At 54.6% G+C, this 19,401-nt stretch carries 15 protein-coding genes; 12 read left to right on the top strand and 3 right to left on the bottom strand.

Going from position 1 to position 19,401, the window contains the following annotated elements; translation table 11 throughout:
• Nucleotides 1-10: 10 nt before the first annotated feature.
• On the bottom strand, nt 11-571 hold the full coding sequence (locus tag BFR47_RS14935) for a DUF1285 domain-containing protein (RefSeq protein ID WP_071473812.1): 561 nt from the start codon (nt 569-571) through the stop codon (nt 11-13).
• 479 nt (nt 572-1,050) lie between these two features.
• Here BFR47_RS14935 and BFR47_RS14930 point away from each other — a divergent pair, with 479 nt between their 5' ends.
• The 12 genes from BFR47_RS14930 to BFR47_RS14875 all read left to right on the top strand — a co-directional run bounded on the left by BFR47_RS14930 (nt 1,051) and on the right by BFR47_RS14875 (nt 16,863).
• A complete protein-coding gene (locus BFR47_RS14930) occupies nt 1,051-2,085 on the top strand; it encodes a LacI family DNA-binding transcriptional regulator (RefSeq protein WP_071473811.1) in 1,035 nt (344 codons plus the stop codon).
• A gap of 632 nt (nt 2,086-2,717) precedes the next feature.
• Nucleotides 2,718-5,093 carry a GcvT family protein gene (locus BFR47_RS14925; RefSeq protein ID WP_083399173.1) on the top strand — a complete coding sequence of 792 codons (2,376 nt, stop codon included), beginning with the start codon at nt 2,718-2,720 and terminating at the stop codon, nt 5,091-5,093.
• A gap of 242 nt (nt 5,094-5,335) precedes the next feature.
• Entirely contained in the window at nt 5,336-6,088 is a 753-nt protein-coding gene (locus tag BFR47_RS14920) for an electron transfer flavoprotein subunit beta/FixA family protein (RefSeq protein ID WP_071473810.1), read from the top strand.
• Between the two features lie 11 nt (nt 6,089-6,099).
• Nucleotides 6,100-7,029 carry an electron transfer flavoprotein subunit alpha/FixB family protein gene (locus BFR47_RS14915; protein WP_071473809.1) on the top strand — a complete coding sequence of 310 codons (930 nt, stop codon included), beginning with the start codon at nt 6,100-6,102 and terminating at the stop codon, nt 7,027-7,029.
• A 155-nt stretch (nt 7,030-7,184) separates the two neighbouring features.
• Nucleotides 7,185-7,925 carry a formyltetrahydrofolate deformylase gene (gene purU / locus BFR47_RS14910; RefSeq protein ID WP_245748947.1) on the top strand — a complete coding sequence of 247 codons (741 nt, stop codon included), beginning with the start codon at nt 7,185-7,187 and terminating at the stop codon, nt 7,923-7,925.
• A 24-nt stretch (nt 7,926-7,949) separates the two neighbouring features.
• Nucleotides 7,950-8,855 (top strand): bifunctional methylenetetrahydrofolate dehydrogenase/methenyltetrahydrofolate cyclohydrolase FolD, encoded by a 906-nt coding sequence (gene folD, locus BFR47_RS14905; protein ID WP_071473808.1) that lies wholly within the window; start codon nt 7,950-7,952, stop codon nt 8,853-8,855.
• An 89-nt stretch (nt 8,856-8,944) separates the two neighbouring features.
• On the top strand, nt 8,945-10,591 hold the full coding sequence (locus BFR47_RS14900; protein WP_071473807.1) for an electron transfer flavoprotein-ubiquinone oxidoreductase: 1,647 nt from the start codon (nt 8,945-8,947) through the stop codon (nt 10,589-10,591).
• Between the two features lie 52 nt (nt 10,592-10,643).
• Complete coding sequence (locus BFR47_RS14895; protein ID WP_071473806.1) at nt 10,644-11,597, top strand: ABC transporter substrate-binding protein; 954 nt, start codon at nt 10,644-10,646, stop codon at nt 11,595-11,597.
• 146 nt (nt 11,598-11,743) lie between these two features.
• Nucleotides 11,744-12,790 (top strand): quaternary amine ABC transporter ATP-binding protein, encoded by a 1,047-nt coding sequence (locus BFR47_RS14890; RefSeq protein WP_071473805.1) that lies wholly within the window; start codon nt 11,744-11,746, stop codon nt 12,788-12,790.
• A 1-nt stretch (nt 12,791) separates the two neighbouring features.
• On the top strand, nt 12,792-14,309 hold the full coding sequence (locus BFR47_RS14885; protein ID WP_071473804.1) for an ABC transporter permease: 1,518 nt from the start codon (nt 12,792-12,794) through the stop codon (nt 14,307-14,309).
• A 157-nt stretch (nt 14,310-14,466) separates the two neighbouring features.
• On the top strand, nt 14,467-15,678 hold the full coding sequence (locus BFR47_RS14880) for an aromatic ring-hydroxylating oxygenase subunit alpha (protein ID WP_071473803.1): 1,212 nt from the start codon (nt 14,467-14,469) through the stop codon (nt 15,676-15,678).
• Between the two features lie 96 nt (nt 15,679-15,774).
• The gene (locus tag BFR47_RS14875) at nt 15,775-16,863 is read left to right on the top strand and encodes an FAD-binding oxidoreductase (RefSeq protein WP_071473802.1); all 1,089 of its coding nucleotides are present in this window, start codon (nt 15,775-15,777) and stop codon (nt 16,861-16,863) included.
• A 667-nt stretch (nt 16,864-17,530) separates the two neighbouring features.
• Here the strand turns inward: BFR47_RS14875 and BFR47_RS14870 are convergent.
• Nucleotides 17,531-17,953, bottom strand: a complete 423-nt coding sequence (locus tag BFR47_RS14870; RefSeq protein ID WP_071473801.1) for a GNAT family N-acetyltransferase — start codon at nt 17,951-17,953, stop codon at nt 17,531-17,533.
• Between the two features lie 177 nt (nt 17,954-18,130).
• The gene (locus BFR47_RS14865) at nt 18,131-19,375 is read right to left on the bottom strand and encodes a type II secretion system protein GspD (RefSeq protein ID WP_071473800.1); all 1,245 of its coding nucleotides are present in this window, start codon (nt 19,373-19,375) and stop codon (nt 18,131-18,133) included.
• Between the last annotated feature and the right edge of the window lie 26 nt (nt 19,376-19,401).

The following is a 19,401-nucleotide window of genomic DNA, read 5'->3' as shown; positions in this document are numbered from 1 at the left end:
TCGCCTGGTATTACAAGCGGCCCAGCGAGAAGCGCTTGCCCCGGCTGTAGACCACCAGCTCTTCACCGCCCTCGGCGCAGGGTTCGGCCATGCCCAGTTCGACCAGTTGATAAAACACGTTGCGGTGCAGCCGACCGAACATGCCGAACCGTATTTCCAGTGACGGCTCCGGTTCACCGGTGGTGCTGTTCTCGGTAACAACCAGTGCATGGTCAGGCCCGGCCACGATGTTGTCGTCGGTGCTGCTGGTAAAGTGCAGCTCGGATCCGTATTCGCCTTCGACGACCTCCAGCCCGATAAGCAGGAAGGGGAGGTCATCGACGAGGATGCCGACCTTCTCGACCGGTGTCTTCAGGAAGTAGGCACCATTTTCCTGCCACAGGATGCGTGAAAACATCTTCACCATCGCCTTGCGTTTGATGGGGCTGCCTTCATGGAACCAGGTGCCGTCGCGTGCGATGCGCATGTCCATGTCGCCACAAAACTCAGGATTCCACTTGTCCAGCGGAGGGATCCCCTGGCTCTTTGGCTCGAGTTGACGGCTCAGCTTGTCCAGATCGAAAGTGCTCATGATAGGGTAGAAGCCTCTATTTTGTTGGGATGGGGGAAGTGTCAGAAAGTAAACCGTACTGCCTGGGGTGATTCGAAGCCAACCCGTCATTTGCGAATTGTGACGGCATCGAGGGTCCAGGGCTGCAACGATGCAGAGTCTTGCGCAGCTGTCTTGCAAGTACGAAGCCAAATTATTCATCAGCAACCGCAACAGCGCATTGCCCACCGATGAGGATGCGTATGAGGCTTAATCGCCGGGCTGATCCGCCAGCCTGTGGGTATGTCGCGACTGGAGAATGGTGAGCTTCTCTGTATTTTGGTTTTCAGACTGTCGGGAAACCCGATATCATCACGCTGCGCTTGATTGATTCGTGATTGAACCGGATAATTTTAATTTGTGTTGGTGGTAAACACTGCATATCTTTGTGATAAAAATAAATTCATTATTATTCATTCAATTTATTTTTATCTTATTCTTGATTGCCAGGGCTTCGCTGAATGAAAGAAAATAACAATGATGTTCTACCAAATAATCCGACTCTGGATGACGTGGCACGGTATGCAAAGGTATCGTCCGCGACGGTATCACGATTCATAAATAATCCCGCCGTGGTTAGTGAGCGTAGCAAAATAAAAATAGAGGAAGCAATCAGAATACTGAACTATGTACCTCATGCCGCTGCACGCGCACTGGCGTCCAACAAATCGCGTATGATTGGGGTGATAGTACCGTCTCTGGAGGACGCGCTTTTTGGTGGCTTTCTTGAGCGATTTCAGAATATGATCTCCACAGAGGGGTACACAACGATTGTGGCCTCTTCCAGTTTTGACAAAAATAAAGAACACGCCCAGATCAACGAAATGGTGTCTCATAATGTGGATGCATTATTGTTGGTCGGCTTGTCACGCGATAATTCGATCTACAGCCTGCTGAACAAAAAAAATATTCCCTATGTCATTACCTGGGTTGTCGATGATCGGGGTGAGCACCCCTGTGCCGGGTTCAGTAACGAGGTGGCGGCCGCTAAAATTGCCGATTACCTGATGGACTTGGGTCATACCAAATTCGGCATGATATTAGGTGATTCGAAGAGTAACGACCGTGCCTATGGCCGGCTGCTGGGGGTTCGTCATGCGTTGTCCAGGCGTCAGTTAAGCTTGCCGGATGAGCTGATTATCGAAAGGCCGCTTGGGGTGGAGTATGGGCAGGAGGCATTCAGGATATTGATGTCTCGCTCAGACCGGCCAACGGCGATTATCTGTGGCTCCGACCCTTTTGCCTACGGGGCCTTTTTTGAGAGTAAAATGCTAGGGATTTCCATACCTGAAGATGTCTCCATTACCGGGTTTGATGATACCTGGCTTGCACGCCATTTAACGCCGCCATTAACGACATTGAGAACACCTCAGCCGCAAATGGCCAAGCTGGCCGCGCAGTATTTGGTTTCCAGGCTCCGTGGCAACGAAGTGGAGCCACCCCCGATTTTGGATGTGGAATTGATAGTGCGGGGGACTTGCGCAAGTCCAAGTTGAGCCGTCATTGATTTCAGTATCTTGGTATTTTTAAAGGGCGTGATGCCCATTTTTGAGTTGGCTCTACGCCACTATAATCGCACCAGAATAGTGCGCCTGCCCCATTGTTGAGCGCGCCAAAAAACTCGTCTGAAAATGCGCAATATTATTTTCCGTCTCGGGAGAAGGCGCCATGCGATGTCTTTTACCGGCCACACTCTTTCCAATCCCAAAATCGTGATGTCATCGGGTAAAGGACATCCGGATGCGAGTCACTCCAGGCTTTCCCTCTTGTCGCAATAACTTTTTTAACCTTTAAAATCAATGGCTTAATGTTTATTTTGTGCCGGGGTTAACACGGCGCAGCTGGCGTTTTGGTCATGTCGACAGGGTGTTGGGTTCGGCCCCCGACACCGCATTTCTGGTATTGGGGCGCGTATGGGATATGCGTAGTAGCGATAAAAAGCGGTAGCAAGGTATAAAAAAAACTCCAAGTAAACTCTTGCACACCGGATACTGCGGTGCTAAAAATGAAAGCGCTTACATTGATGCGGTCATTGGGTCTGCATTCCGACACAAACCCTAATGAGACCCTGTTGTTAGTGCCAGCCAGCTGGGCGGGCGTAGCGCAAACATACACTTAAGGAAAAGCCATGAAGAAGCATTGCAAGGTAGTCATTATTGGTGGTGGAATCGGCGGTTGTAGTACCCTTTACCATCTGACTCGAGAAGGTTGGACGGATGTTGTGCTGGTTGAGCGGAACGAGCTGACATCGGGAACAACCTGGCACTCCGCCGCTCAGGTAACCAATTTTGGTGCGGTGCAGACGATGGTTGGCTTAAAGAGCCATAGCATCAAATTGTATAAAGAGTTGGCTGCAGATCTGGAACACCCCATTAACTATCACCATGCTTCCGGCGGTATTCGTTTAGCATCTACCCAGGCCCATCTCGATGGCTATAAACACTTTATTTCCCTGGCAAAAGGAATGGGTGTTGATTTCGAATTAATTGATGCGGCTGAATGTGCCAAACGCCACCCGCTGATTGAAACTCATGAGCTGTTGGGTGGTTTGTGGGACCCGCTGGATGGTGACATCGATCCCGCTCAGCTTACTCAGGCGCTGGCGCGTGCCGCTCGTAAAGCGGGCGCTGAAATATACCGTCATAACCCCGTTGAAAATGTCTATCAAAAGCCGAATGGTGAATGGGTCGTTCAAACCAAAAATGGCGATATCACCTGTGAGAAAGTGGTTAACGCCGGTGGTTATCGAGTGAATGAAATCGGTGACATGATAGGGGTCAAGTATCCGGTCATTTCAATGGAACACATGTACTTCCTGACCGAAGCGATTCCGGAAATACAGGCATTTGGCAAACGCGTTCCTTTGCTGCGTGACCCCCTCGATGATTTCTATAGCCGCCAGGAAAAAGACGGTTTGTTGGTGGGTATTTATGAGCAGCGTTGTAAAACCTGGGGCATGGACGGTATCGACCCCAACTTTGTTAACGCGCTTTGCCCGGATGATCTGGATCGCTGTCTGGATAACATGGAACGTGTCTTCAAACGTATGCCGTGCCTGGAAAGAACCGGTATCCGCAGCATTGTTAACGGTCCCATCACCTATTCTGCCGATGGTAACCCGTTGGTGGGCAAGACCCCTGGATTCGATAACCTCTATTCTATTATCGGTCTTCGTGCTGGTTTGGGTGAGGGTGGTGGTCACGGCAAGATCCTGGCTGAAATCATCGTTCACGGTGAGTCAGAGTGGGATACCTGGGCGATTGACCCGGCGCGTTTCACTCGTCATGCCAACACCGAATTCACCGCTCTGAAAGCTATCGAAGACTACCAGAACGAATTCCGCTTCCACATGCCCCATGAGTTCCGCCCGGCAGGCCGTTTGGCAAAAACCACGCCAATCTACCCGGTGTTGAAAGAACAAAATGCCGAGTTCGGTGTAGTGAGTGGATGGGAACGGGCGCTGTTCTTCAAGCCGACTGCCGACTTCAAATTCGAACACAGCTTCCGCTTCACCGATGTCGAGAAAGTCGTCGCCAGCGAAATCAAGGCCGTACACGAGGCTGTCGGCCTGATGGAAGTCAGCGGCTTCAACCGCATCGAAATCAAGGGCCCGGGTGCCGCCGAGTGGCTGGACAGCCTGACGTGCAGCAACGTACCCAAAAAAGTGGGTCGCGTCGGTCTGTGCTACTTCCTGACCGATAAAGGCAATGTGGCCGCTGAAGCCACGCTGGCAAAACTGGCAGAAGATCGTTTCTGGTACGGCTCTGCGGCGGCCTCCGAATATCACGATATGGACTGGCTGCGCACCCGTCTCCCCAGCGAGGGTGTCGAGCTGGTTCCGATGACCAACTCCCATACGATTCTGGTGGTTTCCGGACCCAAATCCAGGGATCTGCTGGCAAAACTGTCCCCCCGTACCAACTGGTCGAACGAGAGCTTCCCCTGGCTCACCGCCCAGTCTGTATTCATCGGCCATGCGCAAGCCCTTGCCATGCGAGTGAGCTTCAACGGTGAACTGGGCTGGGAACTGCATGTGCCCAATGAGCAGCTCTATCTGACACACCAGCTGATTACGGAAGCAGGCGCCGAGTTCGGTCTCAAGCCGTTTGGCTCGCTGGCAACCGAGTCGATGCGTCTCGAGAAAGGTTATCGTCATTGGAAGGCCGACCTGATCACCGAGTTTGACCCGTTCGAGAGTGACCTGGGTCGTTTCGTGAAAATGGACAAGGCCGCAAACTTCCCAGGAAAAGAAGCCCTGCTTGCCAAGGCGGGTCAGCCTGCAAGAAGAAAGTTTGTCACCATGGTCATCGATTGCGAACACGCTGCTCCGCATCCCGGCGATTCAGTCTGTGTTGACGGTGCCGTCATCGGTACCATCACCTCGGCAGCATATGGTCACCGGGTGCAGAAGAACATTGCCATGGCCTTTATCGACCCCGCTTATGCACATGAAGGCGCCGAGTTCGATGTAGAGATCATCGGCGAAGCCATAAAGCCAAAGTGATTGCAGGTCAGTTGTTTGATGCCGAAAACGCTCGCCTCAGATCTTAATTATGGGTTTTGATTTGAACTTGAAATGAAATTATTTAATGAAAGGATCTTTAAGTTATTTCGCTGTGTGATTCGATATAAATAATTTTTAACCCGGCGGCAGTCGCTGTTGTTACCGGCCTTAATTGCCACCGGGTTAATAGTTTAAATAGTTGTATCGCCAGACGTAATACTGAAAGGTTTTCAGGAGGATTTATGAAAATTTTAGTGGGTGTGAAACGGGTCGTTGATTATAACGTGCAGATTCGAGCCAAGGCGGATGGGTCTGCTGTCGAACTGGAAAACGTCAAGATGGCCATCAACCCGTTTGACGAAGTTGCCGTTGAAGCGGCCGTCAGATTGAAGGAAGCGGGCCAGGCCTCCGAAGTCATCGCCGTATCCATCGGCCCGGACAAGGCCCAGGAAACCCTGCGTCAGGCGCTGGCCATAGGTGCCGATCGCGCCATTCTGGTGTTACACGACGGCACCACCGAACCCTTGTCCGTGGCGAAAACCTTCAAGGCGCTGGCAGAACAGGAAGGTGCAGGCATGGTCATGCTGGGCAAGCAGGCCATCGACGATGACTGCAACCAGACCGGCCAGATGCTGGCGGCGCTGATGGGCTGGCCTCAGGGCACCTTTGCCTCGGGCCTGACGGTATCGGGCGAGCAGATTGAAGTCACCCGCGAAGTGGATGGCGGTCTGGAGACGGTGGCACTGAACCTGCCGGCGGTGATCACGGCGGATTTGCGCCTGAACGAGCCGCGTTTTGCCTCCCTGCCGTCGATCATGAAGGCCAAGAAAAAGCCGCTGGACAGCATCGATGCCGCATCACTGGGTGTGGATCTGACGCCGCGACTGGAACTGCTCGGTGTGGTTGAGCCGCCGGCACGTGCGTCCGGAAGTGTGATCCTGGCAAACGCCGCCGAGCTGGTGGAAAAACTGAAAACCGACGCCGTATTAGTGTAAGGAGACGCATCATGGCCATTCTTGTAATCGCAGATCACGACAACAACAGCATCGTATCATCCACCTACAATACCCTGGGTGCCGCCACCCAGATTGGCGGGGATATTGACATCCTGGTGATGGGGAGCAACTGCAGCGCCGTCACCGAGGCCGCTGCCGCCATTCCGGGTGTGCGTCGCGTACTCAGCGTCGACAACGACCTGTTCGCCCAGCCGCTGGCCGAAGACATGGCGCCGCTGGTGCAACAATATACCGAAGGCTACAGCCACCTGCTGGCCTCGAACAGCACCTTTGCCAAAAACCTGATGCCCCGCGTCGCCGCCCTGCTGGACGTACCGCAAATCTCGGATATCAGCGCGGTCATCGATGCCGATACCTTCGAGCGTCCTATCTATGCCGGCAATGCCCTGGCCACGGTGCGCAGCCGCGACGCGGTAAAAGTGATCACGGTACGCAGTACCAAGTTCGAGGCCGTTGCAGCCACCGGTGGCAGCGCCGAAAGCATGGCGATTGACGCACTGGCCAGTCAGTCTCTGGCTCGCTTTGTCAGCCGTTCCGAAGCCAAATCCGAAGGGCCCGAGTTGTCCACGGCACGCATCGTGATCTCCGGTGGTCGTGGCATGGGCAACGGCGAGAACTTTGCCCTGCTGGATACGGTGGCGGCCAAGCTCGGCGCGGCGGTAGGGGCATCCCGTGCAGCGGTTGACGCCGGCTTTGTGCCCAACGATTACCAGGTCGGTCAGACCGGCAAGGTAGTGGCGCCTGATCTGTATATCGCCGTGGGTATTTCCGGTGCCATCCAGCACCTGGCGGGCATGAAGGATTCCAAGATGATCGTGGCGATCAACAAGGATCCGGACGCACCCATCTTCCAGGTGGCCGACTACGGCATCGTGGGTGACCTGTTCGACGTCATGCCCGAGCTCGACAAAGCGCTCTGAGATTCCGATTAACCCATCATGGATGAAAAGTAAAATGAAGAACAAACCCGCATACATTCTTAAGATCTCCTGTCCTGGACAGGTCGGTATCGTGGCTGCCATCGGTAACTTTCTTGCCGATCGGGGCTGCTTTATCAAGGAATTTCACCAGTTCGATGACCTGGACTCGGGGCTTTTTTTTCTCGACCATCGAGTTCGTGTTTGAAGGTAATCAGAAGCCGAGCGTCGAGCAGCTCAAGGCCGCCTTTGAGGTTACGGCAATGCGCTTCGACATGGAGTGGGAAATTCACGACGCCACCCAGCCGGCACGCGTATTGATCATGGTCTCCAAGTACGACCATTGTCTGCGTGACCTGCTGTATCGTCGCGCCACCGGTGAGCTCAACATCGATATCACCGCCATCGTGTCCAACCACGAAGACCTGCGCTATCTGGCCGAGCGCGAAGGGCTGGATTACATCCACCTGCCGGTGACCAAAGAGACCAAGCCGGAGCAGGAAGCCAAGCTGCTGCAGATTGTTGAGCAGACCGGTACCGAACTGGTGGTACTGGCGCGCTACATGCAGGTACTTTCCGATAGCCTGTGCCAGCAGCTGGCCGGTCGCTGTATCAACATCCATCACTCCTTCCTGCCGGGCTTCAAGGGTGCCAAACCCTACTATCAGGCCTACGAGCGCGGCGTGAAACTGATCGGTGCCACTGCCCATTATGTGACCGGTGACCTGGACGAAGGCCCCATTATCGAGCAGATGGTGGAGCGGGTTGACCATGCCCAGGATCCGCAGTACCTGACCCAGGTCGGGCGCGATACCGAAGCCCAGGCCCTGGCCCGAGCGGTGAAATACCACGTGCGTCACCGTGTCTTCCAGAACGGTCTGCGTACCGTCGTTTTTTAAACCAAAGGCAAAGGACTCGCAGCGATGACTGATCAGGCAAGCAATATTTATCCGGAGGCAGCTCCTGCCGAACGTATCGACGGCAAGGCCTTTGCCACGGCACTGCGTGCCGATGTGGCAGAAGGTTCCGCCCGCTTTCGGGCGCAGGCGGGGCGTCAGCCGGGCCTGGCCGTGATACTGGTGGGGGATGACCCGGCCAGCCAGGTCTACGTCAAAACCAAGATGCGCCAGGCTGCCGATGCCGGTATCACCTCCTTCCCGCACCTGCTGCCGGGCAACACCAACCAGGACGAGTTGTTGCAACTGATCGCCTTGTTGAACGGTGATGATCAGGTGGACGGCATCCTGGTGCAGCTGCCCTTGCCGGCACAGATCGAGGAAAAAGCGGTGATTGAGGCGATTGACCCGGCCAAGGACGTGGACGGTTTCCACCCGGTGAACGTCGGGCGCCTGAGCACAGGCCAGTCGGCGCTGGTGCCCTGCACGCCGCTGGGCTGTCTGCTGCTGCTGCAGGACCGCCTGGGCGATCTGTCCGGTAAGAAGGCCGTGGTGGTCGGGCGCTCCAATATCGTCGGCAAGCCGATGGGGCAACTGCTGCTCAATGCCCATTGCACCGTGACCACGGTGCACTCCAGAAGTCAGGACCTGGCCGCGGAATGCCGCAGCGCCGACATCCTGGTGGTGGCGGTGGGCCGGGCCGAAATGATCGATGCCAGCTACATCAAGCCAGGCGCCATCGTGCTGGACGTGGGTATCAACCGTATCGCGCTGGAGGATGGACAATCCCGGCTCACGGGGGATGTCGATTTCGACGCGGTTTCAACCGTCGCCGGTGCCGTCACCCCGGTACCGGGGGGTATAGGCCCCATGACCGTCGCCTGTCTGTTGAGGAACACCCTGAGTGCCGCCCAGGCGCGGACCGCGCATTAAGCGTTCGGACGCTCAGCAGGGATATGCAGTAAGAAAAAAGGGAGATCATTACAGTGAGTGATTACGAGCGTACTGTCGAACGCGAGTCAATGGAGTTCGATGTTGTCATTGTCGGTGCCGGCCCTGCCGGGCTGTCGGCCGCCTGCCGGCTGATGCAGCAGGCGCAGGCTGCGGAGCAGGAACTGACGGTCTGTGTGGTGGAGAAGGGCTCCGAAGTAGGCGCTCATATCCTCTCCGGTGCCGTGATCGAGCCGCGAGCCTTGAACGAGCTGTTCCCTGACTGGGCCGATCAGGGTGCGCCGCTGAAGACCGCGGTGACCGAGGATCAGATCTATCTGCTCAAGGATGAGCAGCGCGCGCGCCGCATTCCCAATGCACTGGCGCCCAAGACCATGCACAACCACGGCAATTACGTGGCCAGCCTGGGTAACCTGTGCCGCTGGTTGGGCGAGCAGGCCGAGGCGCTGGGTGTCGAGATTTTTCCCGGCTTCGCCGCCGCCGAGGTGCTCTATCACGAGGACGGTTCGGTCAAGGGCATCGCCACCGGTGATATGGGCGTGGGCCGTGATGGCCAACCCAAGGGCAACTACACCCCCGGCATGGAACTGCACGCCAAATACACCCTGTTTACCGAAGGTTGTCGCGGACACCTGGGCAAGCAACTGATCAAGCAGTTCGCGCTCGACAAGGACGCCGATCCGCAGCACTACGGCATCGGCATCAAGGAATTGTGGGACATCGACCCCGCCAAACACCAGCCGGGTCTGGTGGTACATGGCGCCGGCTGGCCGCTGTGTGGCAAGGATCACGCCGGTACCAACGGCGGTTTCTTCCTCTACCACGGTGACAACAATCAGGTGGTGGTTGGGCTGATCATCGACCTCAATTACTCCAACCCCTGGCTGAGCCCGTTCGACGAATTCCAGCGCATGAAGCATCACCCGCTGTTTGCGCAGTATCTCGAAGGCGGCAAGCGGGTGTCTTACGGCGCCCGGGCCATCGCCAAGGGCGGTTTCAACTCGCTGCCAAAAATGACCATGCCGGGTGCGCTGTTGCTGGGCTGTGATGCCGGCACCCTGAACTTCTCCAAGATCAAGGGCACCCATACCTCCATGAAGTCCGGCATGCTGGCGGCCGAAGCGGTGTTCGAGGCGCTCGCCGCTGGCGACGAGGGTGGCAAGGATCTGGTGTCCTTTACCGAAAAATTCAAGGACTCCTGGCTCTACGACGACCTGTTCCGCAGCCGCAACTTCGGTCCGGCGATGCACAAGTTCGGTACCTGGCTCGGCGGTGCCTTCAACGTCATCGATCAAAACCTGTTTGGTGGCAAGATCCCGGTGACGCTGCACGATACCCGTGCCGATTATGCCCAGCTGAATCCGGCGGATCAGAGCCCGCGCATCGAGTATCCCAAGCCCGATGGCAAGCTGAGCTTCGACAAGCTGTCGTCGGTGTTTCTGTCCAACACCAATCACGAAGAGGACCAGCCCAGTCACCTGCAGTTGACGGACGGCAGCATTCCGCTGGCCAAAAATCTGCCCACCTGGGCCGAGCCAGCGCAGCGTTTCTGCCCGGCCGGCGTGTATGAAATCGTGGAGGAGTCCAGCGGTCCGCGTTTTCAGATCAACGCGCAAAACTGCGTGCATTGCAAAACCTGTGACATCAAGGATCCGTCGCAGAATATCACCTGGGTCGTGCCCGAAGGGGGCGGTGGCCCGGTTTACCCGAATATGTAGGTCTTGATAACTGCATGAATATCGTCAATCCAACATTTACAAGGAAAGATATATGAAATCAGTAAAGGTATTGGGCGCGACAGTAGCATTCTCTTTAACCGGCGGCCTGGCGCAGGCTGCCGATGTGGTTGTGGGTGTGCCGAGCTGGCCCTCGGCGGCTGCCACGGCCCATATTATCAAGGTGGTGATGGAGGATAATCTTGGGTTGGAGGTGGCCATGCAAAGCGGCTCCAACGCCGTTATCTGGGAAGCGATGGACCGGGGATCCATGCATGTACACCCGGAAGTCTGGCTGCCCAATCAGAGCAACCTGCATGACAAGTATGTCAAGACCAAGGGTACCGTGGCTCAAAACCCTAACGGTGTCGAAGCTTCACAGGGAATCTGCGTTACCAAGGCGACCTCGGAAAAACATAACATCACCTCGATTTACGACCTGACCGACCCGAGTAAATCGGTACTTTTCGACACCGATGGTGATGGCGAGGGCGAGATGTGGATCGGTGAACCTGGCGCGGCCTCGACGGCGGTAGAGCAGATCCGGGCCAAAAGCTACGGTTATGACCAAACCATGAAACAGGTCGTCATGGATATGCCGCTCAATTGGGCGGCGCTGGATGCCGCGGAGAAAGCGGGCAAGCCCTATGCGTTTTTCTGCTACACACCACACCATGTGTTTAGTGTCTATGACCTGGTGATGCTCAAAGAGCCGAAACACAATGTGGACACCTGGAAGGTAGTGCAACCCACCGATGATCCTGACTGGCTGGCCAAATCCAATGCCGACAGTGCCTGGGACAAGGCCTACCTGTATGTGCATTACGCCAGGTCGCTGGAAAAGGATCAGCCCGAAGCTGCGATGTTACTGAAACACTTCAAACTTAATGCTGACCAGGTCGGCCAGTTGAGTCATCACGTAGTGGTCGAGAAGAAAGATCCCGAGGTCGTTGCCAAAGAGTGGGTTCAAGAAAACAGTAGCCTGGTTGACTCCTGGCTGGGTCAATAACTGGGTTCCATGTTTCCCAACGTCGGATAGGCGGCTGGTTTTGAAGCGAATGATGGTTTCAGAGGCCGACTCTGAAACCATCCGCTGAGCCTCAGCGCAATCAGATGCCTGCAACGATAACAATACCAGTAGTGAGGGAATACAAAATGACCGAGGATGTCATTCAGCTAGAAAACGTGTGGAAAATTTTTGGCGGTAACTCCGAACAGGCGATGAAGGCTGTCGTTGAGGAGGGGCTGGACAAGGCTGCCGTTCTGCAGCGATTTTCTTGTGTGGTAGGGATCGCCGATGTTTCTTTTACGGTGCCTCGCGGCGAAATCTTTTGCATCATGGGCCTGTCCGGCAGTGGAAAATCTACGCTGATTCGGCACCTTAATCGTCTTATCGAACCCTCTGCGGGTAACATCAAGGTGCTTGGCCGGGATATGTCGGCGTTGTCTCACAATGAGCTGCGGGATGTTCGCGCCAGGCATATTGGCATGGTGTTCCAGCATATGGCGTTGCTTCCGCATCGAACGGTGCTGGATAACGTTGCCTTTCCGCTGGAGGTGCAGGGCCTTCCCAAGGCCAGGCGCTGGGAAACCTCATTGCATGCCTTGTCACTGGTCAACCTGAGTGGCTACGAAGACAGATTGCCCAGCGAACTGTCGGGTGGCATGCAGCAACGCGTCGGCCTGGCCCGGGCGTTGGCCAGTGATCCCGAAGTGCTGCTGATGGACGAGCCCTTCAGTGCACTTGATCCCCTGATCCGACGGGAATTGCAGGACCAGTTTGTCACCCTGACCAAGACACTCCAGAAAACCACCATCTTTATTACCCATGACCTTGATGAAGCGATCCGCATCGGCGATCGCATCGCGATCATGAAGGATGGACACCTTATTCAGGTCGGTACACCAGAGGAAATCGTCATGCAACCGGCAGACGATTATGTGGCTGACTTCGTCAAGGATATCTCCAACCTCAAGCTGGTGTGTGCCCACTCCATCATGCGGGAAATAAACAGTGAAACGGTACCTGCCGGCGTCAATCTGGCCGATGCTCCACGGGTGGATGAAAATACCAATCTCAATCAACTGATCGATATTGCCATCACCTCAGAGCTGCCGATTATTATCACGGATGCAACAGGAGCGGATATCGGCATCGTCAGCAAAAATATCCTGCTGCAGGGAATCAAGGGGAAAGAGTAATATGAACGCTATCAGCAAAGCCACGGTGCAGTCTGAGCAGCCCATGTCCGTTCATCGTTTTACCGGGCGGCAGGGTGAGTATTACAGCAAGCAATTCGATAAAATCCAGTCCAGTACCCGCCTCACCTTCTCCTTTAATCCCCACGCTGCGCTGCTGGGGCCGCTCTGGGCCTCGGCACGCAACATATGGGGTTTCTTTTGGTTGAGCACCGTTGCCACCCTGTTTGCGCTGGTGCTGTTGAGCCGGGGATTGTGGGGTGAACTGGGGGCTGACAATCTGGCTCGGGCGGATCGCCTGAGCGGTAAATCGCAGGAGATGGCCGCCAAGGCCCAGGCTGCCCTGGAGTCCGGGGCTCCGAGTGCCGAGGCGTTGCAGCGTAACGCCGACAACCTGCAGCGGGCCGCAGAACAAGCCCTGGTTGCTGCCGATGCGGCAGTTGCCGGAGCGAACCAGTTGATATTCTGGGGCGCGCTGGCCTTGGTGGTCATTGTGCTGATTCAGGGCTTCATGGCGAACATTGTTTATGAAATGAAGTACTGCCGCTGGCGTGGTGGGAGAAGTGAAACAAGCGGTTTCAATCAGAAGAACCTGCTTCTGGGCGCCGTGATGCTGGCCGTGATGGCCCCGCTGACGCTGTACCGCTTTACCGTGGCCAAACCGGTAGCCTGGCTTACCGAGTTTCCCACCGACAAATCGCTGTTTAACGGAATCGCTACCTGGCTGAATGCCGGCTTTGACACCATCGCCGTGAAGGGAGCCGGTTTTTTTGATGGTATCACCAGCGCCATACGCGTACTGCTCGACAGTCTGGAAGTGTTGCTGGTCGATACGCCCTGGCCGGTGACGGCGATGGTGATACTGGTCATGGCCTGGCGTTTGGCCGGTCCGAGGACGGCGATCTTCACCCTTGCTGCCCTGTCTTACCTCGCGTTTCTGGGGTACTGGGAGAAAAGCATGGCAACGGTTGCTCTGCTGGGAGCGGCGGCCACCCTGTGTGTGGTGATTGGCGTACCGCTGGGGATCCTTTGCGCGAAGAGTCGCTCTACCTACGCGGTTGCTCGACCGGTGCTGGACTTTATGCAGACCATGCCGGCCTTTGTCTATCTGATTCCGATCATCGCCTTCTTTGGTACTGGCAAGCCGCCGGGCATCCTGGCCACACTCATTTTCGGCATGCCCCCGGTCGTGCGCCTGACGGCATTGGGTATCAAGCAAGTCCCAGCCACGATAGTGGAAGGGGCGCTGGCTTTCGGTTGTACCCGGCGCAAGCTGCTGATGGATGTGGAAATCCCCCTGGCGTTGCCCAGCATCATGACCGGCGTAAACCAGACCATCCTGATGTGTCTGTCGATGGTGGTTATCGCCTCCTTGATCGGTGCTGAAGGGCTGGGTACGGATGTACTGCAAGCGCTGCAGTACGCAGCGAAAGGGCAGGGACTGCTGGCCGGTATAGCCATCCTGCTTTGCGCCATGATTATCGACAGGATCGTGCAGGGGCGATTCAAACGCGAAGATTAGTAAGGTGATTAACCCGGTGGCAGAGCCCATTTGCCACCGAATTAATCTATAGCCATATACCTGATTTCGTGACTTCATCAGTGAGGTCACGAAATCAGGCACATTGCTTTATGCCTGATGTACTTTCGGCTGAATATGAATTAGCAACGGAGGCAATATGAAGTTTTCAGCGTCTATCTTGGAAAGTCTCAAATCGCAAAAGCCAGGTTATAGCCTGCCTCAACAGTTTTATACCGACCCCGAGTTGTTTGAGCTGGAAATGGAGCTTATCTTTGCTCAAAACTGGCTGGCCATTGGGCATGTATGTGAAGTACCCAAGGTGGGAGATTACGTTACCGTCAATGTTGGTAAAGACTCACTGTTGATAGTGCGTAATAAGGAAGGGGGCATCAGTGCATTCTTCAATACGTGTCGACATCGTGGTTCGGTACTTTGTACCAAGGCCAGTGGTAGCGCTCCAAAAATTGTATGTCCCTATCACCAATGGACCTATGAACTTGATGGTCAGCTTATTTTTGCTCGCGAAATGGGCAATGACTTTGATAAGGCCGATTTCCCACTGAATAAAGTCAACGTTGAGGTGGCGGGTGGCACCATTTACGTCTGCCTCAGTGACAATCCGCCGGATTTCAATGAATACGCGAAAACGATAGAGCCATATATTGCGCCGCATGGCATGGAAGACCTGAAGGTGGCGGCAGAAATCTCGATGGTAGAGCAGGGTAACTGGAAGCTGGTTTGGGAAAATAATCGCGAGTGTTATCACTGCCAGGCTGGGCACCCCTCACTGTTACGCAGTCTGCCCGAGAGCGATGATCCGAACGACCCGGTTACAACACCAGAAGCTAAAGCCCATATGGAAAATGCTTTTTCTGAGTGGGAGCAGAAAGATTTGCCCTATCGGGCGGTGAACAAGAACGGTTGGCGCATTGCCCGCATGCCCCTGCTTAAAGGTACGGTTTCCATGACCATGGATGGTCAGCCGGCGGTGAAGAACCATCGCCTGGGGACTCTGCCGGATATTGATGTCGGTACCTTGCGCAACCTTCATTTGCCAAATGTCTGGCTTCATTATCAGGCAGATCACTGCATTTCCTTCCGGGTGTTGCCGATAAGCCCGCAGGAAACCCAATTGACCTGCAAGTGGATGGTGCCAAAAGACGCGGTAGAAGGTGTGGACTACGACGTAGACAATTTGACCAAGGTCTGGCGCGAAACGAACGATGAAGATCGGAGTTTTGTTGAGCGTAACCAGTTAGGCATCAACACCCGTGGCTATCAGCCAGGGCCCTATTCGCCAACAGCAGAGTTTGGGGTTAAAGCTTTTATTGATTGGTATACGGATATGATGATTAAAAAAATCATCTAACCACTGTTGAAAACCTGCCGGCAGGCACTATTTTCGGCAGGTTTTTACGTGTGGGAGTTGGTTCTGTTTTTGGTTTTATTATGGAGGTTTAATGTTATGAGTTCATCGGGTTTGGCTAAACTTAAAGATGCTCCATACTACTGGAATGATGAGCAGAGATTAGAGTGCGTCATGGTGATGCCGGAAACTCAAAATGCTAAAACCTTCTTCTTCAAAGTTGATGATGAACAACTGTTCAACTATGAGCCTGGACAGTTCATTACCATCGAAGTACCAACTGAAAAAGGTATCCTGCACCGATCCTATACGCTTTCGACTACCCCTTCCAGACCGCTATCTATTGGTATTACCGTAAAGCGTAAAGAGGATGGGCAGGGAGGCAGTGCCTGGCTGTTGGATAATCTAAAACTGGGCGATACCGTAAAGGCATACGGGCCCTCGGGTATTTTTTCGTGCCGGAACCTGCCCGCTAAAAAGTACTTGTTTATCTCGGCAGGTTCGGGAATCACGCCAATGATTTCCATGCTGCGCTGGCTTTATGATTACAGTGTACATACGGATATTACGTTTATTCATTGTGCGGCGAGACCATCGGAAATACTTTTCCGTGATGAAATTGAGCATATGTCGAAACGGGATCCTGATATCAAGGTAAGCTGGATCGTGAAAGAGACAGATCGCTATGATGTCTGGACCGGATTTCAGGGTCGCTTTAACCAGATTATGCTGGAGCTGATATCACCTGATTTCGCCGAGAGAGAAGTCTTTTGTTGTGGATCCGAAGGTTTCATGCAAAGTGTGCGTGATATTCTTCACGCCGAAGAATTTGACATGTCGCATTATCACGAGGAAAGCTTCGGTGCTCCTATTCATACGGAAGAAGACACACCGGATCACAATGATGTTATTCCAGCGGATGATGTTGAGGCGGAAATACATTTCAACAGTTTGAACAGAGATGTCGCCTGCAAACAGACGGATACCTTGCTTTCTGTGGCGAAGGAAGTGGGCGTGGACATTCCCTCAGCATGCATGTTTGGTGTATGCGGGAGCTGTAAAATCAAAAAGACCTCTGGTGAGGTGCATATGATTCATAATGGTGGCATCTCCGATGCGGACGTAGAATCTGGATATGTATTGGCCTGTTGTTCGCGAGCCATTGGGCGAGTAGTCCTTGAAATTTAGGTTGTTGGTTTTACCCCTTGAGGAAGGTTGCACTCTGCTTTGAGCCATGGTCATCGACCCTATTGTGCTGGGGCATTTAAACGACAGGACCCATAATTCATATAGCTTACGGGGTTTTGGAGGTCGTTATCTTTTTATAGTGTTAGTTGTAAATCTGGTAGTTGAGTACGTCTTATTGCCCATTTGACCTTGAAAACCGGGCGGGTTTTTCGAAACCCACCGGCTTTCAAGGTCTTTTTTTGCTTTCAATTAATAATACCCATCGCATTAAATATCCGATCTTTTTGACGGTCATGCCCATCTCGGACAAAGGGTCTACTCCGCCGACTCGCCGTAAATCCATCCTTGGAGGCTCAGCCGCACCATCCGTGGTGCGGATGGTCGGCTGAGCAGATCCCTTTGCCCTCCTTGATGCTGCAGAGTCACCTGCTGGCACTGCCTGCTGGCCACTCGGAGCTCAGGATGAGGCAACAGAGACGACCTCCCGCGACCGTGAAATGCCACGGATGGCATTTCCGAGCCCTCAGGGATGAGTTTATGGCGTGTCGTGGGAGGTGGCTGTGTTGCCTCTGAGTTCGGACTTGAGAAAGATCAGAGCTTTATTCAGATTGGTATAAGATGCATCCATGCTTGCCGGCACCGAATGTATCTGTACTAGCGCAATGATTCAGACTAATGGCTTTTCCATGGACAGATGCGGGATCCCCGCTTCCATGAACTCCTCGCCGAAGGGTATGAACCCCAGCCTGGCGTAGAAACCGATGGCCTGCTTCTGGGCGCCCAGATAGACCCGCGGGTAGCCCCGGGATACCGCTTCGTCTACCAGCGCCTGCACCATACGGCCGCCCAGCCCCCGGCCCCGAAAATCCCGCAAGATGGCGATGCGGCCGATATGGCCGTCGTCCAGCATGCGGCCGGTGCCTACGTATTGATCATCCACCGCCACCAGCACATGCATCGCCGCGTTGTCCAGGCCATCGAATTCCAGCTCGGGATCGATGTTCTGCTCATGGATGAACACGGCATCGCGAATGGCGCGAATGTGGGGCTGGTTTTTGCGGTCGAAGGCGACGATGGTGAGGTTGTGCATTGGTTATCCTTTAACATTGCCCAAAAGTGTAAAATTGCATGTTTCCCGACCTGTCCGGGTTTATCCGCGAGCCTGTTTCTCCCGGAGTAAAACCCCGGCCAGCAGCAGACCAGACAGAATGACCAAACCCACGATAGCCCAGGTGCTCATCTCTTCAATGCTCCCGGTTCGAATGCATCAGGGTGAAATGCTCATCGTCAGCCGCGGCTCGGTTGGCGGGGGCGGCATGCCATCCTGAACCAGATAAGGGGTGATCAGCACCACGGTTTCGGTCTGCACGTCCGTGTAGGTTGACTGCTTGAACAGGCGTCCCAGCAAGGGAATATGCATCAGAATAGGCACGCCCCTGACGCCTTCTTCGGTGGATTGCCGGATCAGCCCGCCGATAAAGACCGTCTGACCGCTGCTGACCAGCATCTGGGTGGTGACCTCGGTGGTGCTTTGTGAGGGAATCCCCTGCTGGTTAACGGTTCCGGTGCTGACCTCCGGGTGGATCTGCAGCAGGATCCGGTTGGCTTCGTCGACCGCCGGTTTAACCTTGAGGATCACGCCGGACTCAAGAAAGTCGATGCTTTCGGTGGTGATTTGGTTGATGGTGGTGGTGACCTTGAACCCCTGACGGTCGCCGATGACGGTGCTGGCTTCCTGATCTTCCAGTGCCAGTATCTTGGGTGTCGATACGGTGTGCAACCGGTTCTTGGTTTGCAGGGCATTGAAGAACACCGCCAGATCCGGCGTGACCAGATCGATGAAAATGCCCTCGGTGCCCGGCACCAGCCCGGAGGTGCCGACTTCACCCTGGCCACCTTTAAAGAGCGTGGCCCAGTCGATGCCGAAGACATCGGAGTCCGTCAGGGTGACGTCGAAGATTTTGGCCTCGATCAGGATCTGTCGTGGCTGACGGTCGATTTCCTCGAGCAGCCCGCCGATGCGACTAAGAAATTCCGGCTTGTCTTCCACTACCAGCAAACCGCGCTCCGGCAGGGCGGTGATATTGCCGTAGCTGGAAATATACTTGCTCAGAATATCCATGATGGCGACGGGGTCCGAATACTGGACCTTGAATGTTTTCAGCCTGGTCAGGTTGTTGTAGCTGTACTTGCCGACATCTTCGCGCTTGCGAATAAAATAACTCCCCTGGCGCCGCTCCACCACGAAGTCTGCCGACTCGGCGATCATCTGAATGGCATTGGATACCTCGACCTCGTAGAGATTGACCGACACATCACCCGATACCCCCGTCGACAGCATGATATTCAATTTCTGCTGACGCGAGAGCATGTCCATGACTTCGGCAATGTCGACATTGTTGACGTTGAGCGACACCTTTGTGGCCTGCGCGACCGGACTGATGAGAGCAAGAATGGGAATAAGCAAGGGGATCAGGCGTTTGATGGCCGGAGAGAGATGAATCATGGGCATGGTGATTGAAGCTCCTGCTTCCTGGT

The sequence above is a fragment of the Oceanisphaera psychrotolerans genome, from assembly GCF_001870485.1.
In the GTDB taxonomy this organism is placed as follows: Bacteria; Pseudomonadota; Gammaproteobacteria; order Enterobacterales; family Aeromonadaceae; genus Oceanimonas; species Oceanimonas psychrotolerans.
This window is presented reverse-complemented; position numbering and strand designations above follow the sequence as displayed.

Bases quoted from the DNA above. Each gene is read 5' to 3' on its own strand.
- BFR47_RS14865 (WP_071473800.1), bottom strand. From the start codon at position 19,375: ATGCCCATGATTCATCTCTCTCCGGCCATCAAACGCCTGATCCCCTTG.
- BFR47_RS14900 (WP_071473807.1), top strand. From the start codon at position 8,945: ATGGAGTTCGATGTTGTCATTGTCGGTGCCGGCCCTGCCGGGCTGTCG.
- BFR47_RS14915 (WP_071473809.1), top strand. From the start codon at position 6,100: ATGGCCATTCTTGTAATCGCAGATCACGACAACAACAGCATCGTATCA.
- BFR47_RS14925 (WP_083399173.1), top strand. From the start codon at position 2,718: ATGAAGAAGCATTGCAAGGTAGTCATTATTGGTGGTGGAATCGGCGGT.
- purU (WP_245748947.1), top strand. From the start codon at position 7,185: ATGACCTGGACTCGGGGCTTTTTTTTCTCGACCATCGAGTTCGTGTTT.
- BFR47_RS14895 (WP_071473806.1), top strand. From the start codon at position 10,644: ATGAAATCAGTAAAGGTATTGGGCGCGACAGTAGCATTCTCTTTAACC.
- BFR47_RS14930 (WP_071473811.1), top strand. From the start codon at position 1,051: ATGAAAGAAAATAACAATGATGTTCTACCAAATAATCCGACTCTGGAT.
- BFR47_RS14935 (WP_071473812.1), bottom strand. From the start codon at position 571: ATGAGCACTTTCGATCTGGACAAGCTGAGCCGTCAACTCGAGCCAAAG.
- folD (WP_071473808.1), top strand. From the start codon at position 7,950: ATGACTGATCAGGCAAGCAATATTTATCCGGAGGCAGCTCCTGCCGAA.
- BFR47_RS14870 (WP_071473801.1), bottom strand. From the start codon at position 17,953: ATGCACAACCTCACCATCGTCGCCTTCGACCGCAAAAACCAGCCCCAC.
- BFR47_RS14920 (WP_071473810.1), top strand. From the start codon at position 5,336: ATGAAAATTTTAGTGGGTGTGAAACGGGTCGTTGATTATAACGTGCAG.
- BFR47_RS14885 (WP_071473804.1), top strand. From the start codon at position 12,792: ATGAACGCTATCAGCAAAGCCACGGTGCAGTCTGAGCAGCCCATGTCC.
- BFR47_RS14875 (WP_071473802.1), top strand. From the start codon at position 15,775: ATGAGTTCATCGGGTTTGGCTAAACTTAAAGATGCTCCATACTACTGG.
- BFR47_RS14880 (WP_071473803.1), top strand. From the start codon at position 14,467: ATGAAGTTTTCAGCGTCTATCTTGGAAAGTCTCAAATCGCAAAAGCCA.
- BFR47_RS14890 (WP_071473805.1), top strand. From the start codon at position 11,744: ATGACCGAGGATGTCATTCAGCTAGAAAACGTGTGGAAAATTTTTGGC.